The organism is Candidatus Symbiothrix dinenymphae, from assembly GCF_001431085.1.
The window spans coordinates 1-1,725 of the sequence record NZ_BBRU01000011.1 but is presented as its reverse complement, the minus strand read 5'-3'; the positions used below and the strand labels follow the sequence as shown (position 1 = coordinate 1,725).

The window sequence follows — 1,725 nt, the reverse complement described above, 5'->3', positions numbered from 1 at the left end:
ACGAAGAGCTATTGCACGAAATTGGGAAAAACTACAAGCGCGTGCTCACAGTCGAAAACGGCACCATCCAAGGCGGTCTGGGCACAGCAGTGATGGAATTTATGGCATCAAACGGCTATTCACCTGAAATACAGCGCATTGGCATCCCCGACGAATTTATCCCGCATGGCACTATTCCCGAACTGTATCGGCTGTGTGGGATGGATGCGGAGGGTATTGCGAAAAAAATCGTATGATTGCCCCGTTTGGAGTAGTTGTAGATTGAAAAATTTGTTGTACCTTTGCGACCGTAACATTAAAAATTATGTGGTATGTATGGACAAGTAGTTGCTCTCGGTAAGGAGAAAAGGCGTATTTCTGTTATTGCTCCTCGCACACGGTACCGTCAAGTGGTTGGAATTGAGAAGGGTTCGGTTTCTGCTGCTATCCCTAAATCATCCCTTTACGAAGATTTTAAGTCCGAAGATGAGATGGATGCGTTCATTGCAGGGTTTGCAAAGGAGTATTTCAATGATTAAGCGTGGTGAAATATGGACTGTTCGTTGGACCGGTTTGGTTAGCAAACCGAGGTCTGCGCTGGTGATACAGTCTGAAAAATATCTGCAAACGAGTACAGGTATTTTGGCTTTGATAACTTCTGAAAATGCCCCGTTCCCTGATGTTCGTTTGCTCGTCGCCGCAGATGAATACAATGGACTGCTACATGACAGTTATATTTGCTTAGATAAACTTATGGCTATTCCGTTGACAAATATTGACAAGCGATTGGGCTTGGTCAGCCCTGAAATTCTACATGAGATTGATATGAAACTTACGAAAATACTTGGAATTGAACAGTAAGCGTATTGAAAAACTTTGTAGCATATAAATATTAATGGGGCAAACAGTATCTTTGCAGCACGAACTAAAAATGGCAGAGTGATGAAACAAGCAGTAAACGTCAACGAAATAAAGCAGCAATATCCCGATGAGTGGGTATTGTTAGGCAATCCCACTTGGGATAATTCTCATTTGGAGGTTCTCTCCGGCATTCCTTTATATCACAGTGCAGATAAGCGTGAAGTCTATTATTTGGGAAAGCCTCTGACGGCAAACTATGATAAAGTCACCATCTTTTTTACCGGAACATTCAACCAAAAAGGAAGAAGCTCCATCGGGATTTTTTTCATCCCGTAGGGATGAATCGCTCGGTAGAAAACGCAGTTACACGCCCCAATCCCGCATCCCGTAGGGATGCGACCGATGTTGATGGGGTTGCATTCCTACGGAATGCAGGGGTTGGGGGGAGGACAACTTTTTCTACCGAGCGACCCATTCCTAACGGAATGGAGGAACCCCGTAGACTAAAGTCTACGGTTAATAAAGTGCTGTCCCTGCGGGACAAAACCAGAAATAGCTTGCAGAAGACGCTATTTAGTGGTATGATTGCGGATAATCATAAAATGCTTTAATATCAAATATTTGTTTAATCATAATGTTCTTTTACAAAGCTGCCGTCGCTTTTAAACGTTGCTTCAATTTCGGTTTCTCTTTTCTCCAACGCTACTTGATAGAGCACTTTTTTCCCTTTAATGATTTTCTTAGCATCGCGGTCGAATCTGAACGCGGGATACTTCGTCTTTGCCGCGTTTTTGATAGTGGCGGGAAAGTTCCGCCCCCCGAATGTACACAAGTTACCTAACGGGGGGCTGTCTCGCTCGCACAAGGGTTTTTTACGGTTCTTTT

At 43.7% G+C, this 1,725-nt stretch carries 5 protein-coding genes; 4 read left to right on the top strand and 1 reads right to left on the bottom strand.

From position 1 onward, the window contains the following. From ASC50_RS00330 to ASC50_RS00315, 4 genes are all read left to right on the top strand, one after another. A partial coding sequence (locus tag ASC50_RS00330) for a transketolase C-terminal domain-containing protein (RefSeq protein WP_304518297.1) occupies positions 1 to 236 on the top strand: 236 nt, incomplete at its 5' end. Positions 237 to 311: 75 nt separating this feature from the next. Next, positions 312 to 518: a hypothetical protein gene (locus ASC50_RS06970; protein WP_055432224.1), complete on the top strand. Its 207-nt coding sequence runs from the start codon at positions 312 to 314 to the stop codon at positions 516 to 518. After that, positions 511 to 840, top strand: coding sequence for a type II toxin-antitoxin system PemK/MazF family toxin (locus ASC50_RS06965; protein ID WP_055432223.1), 330 nt, complete (start codon positions 511 to 513; stop codon positions 838 to 840). Before ASC50_RS06970 ends, ASC50_RS06965 begins: the two co-directional genes overlap by 8 nt. 81 nt (positions 841 to 921) lie before the next feature. Then, complete coding sequence (locus ASC50_RS00315; protein WP_055432222.1) at positions 922 to 1,176, top strand: hypothetical protein; 255 nt, start codon at positions 922 to 924, stop codon at positions 1,174 to 1,176. A 289-nt stretch (positions 1,177 to 1,465) separates the two neighbouring features. Here ASC50_RS00315 and ASC50_RS00305 read toward each other — a convergent pair. Beyond that, on the bottom strand, positions 1,466 to 1,725 hold a 260-nt coding region (locus ASC50_RS00305; protein WP_226995287.1), incomplete at its 5' end, for a hypothetical protein.